Origin of the sequence: Shewanella sp. T24-MNA-CIBAN-0130 (assembly GCF_040310185.1) — a bacterium.
Taxonomy (GTDB): Bacteria; Pseudomonadota; Gammaproteobacteria; order Enterobacterales; family Shewanellaceae; genus Shewanella; species Shewanella psychromarinicola.
This window is the reverse complement of sequence record NZ_JBEOPP010000338.1, coordinates 1-267: the sequence shown is the minus strand read 5'-3', so window position 1 is coordinate 267 and position 267 is coordinate 1. Positions and strand designations below refer to the sequence as shown.

Below are 267 nucleotides of genomic sequence, written 5' to 3'. Positions count from 1 at the left end.
CAGTTAGAGCGTTTGGCGTTACCAGTGATTTTACGTAGGGCTTGGCTCATCAGACGCGCTTGCAGACCCATATGTGAGTCACCCATTTCGCCTTCAATCTCAGCACGCGGCGTCAAGGCAGCTACTGAGTCAATCACGATCATATCGATTGCGCCTGAGCGTACCAACATATCGGTGATTTCAAGTGCTTGCTCGCCATTGTCAGGCTGCGAGAGCAATAAGTCATCAGTGTTTACCCCAAGCTTGCGTGCATAGACAGGGTCAAGC

At 51.3% G+C, this 267-nt stretch carries 1 pseudogene; it reads right to left on the bottom strand.

Annotated elements, in window-relative coordinates:
* Positions 1 to 267 (bottom strand): annotated as a pseudogene (locus AAEZ02_RS22635) (recombinase RecA); the annotation flags it as partial.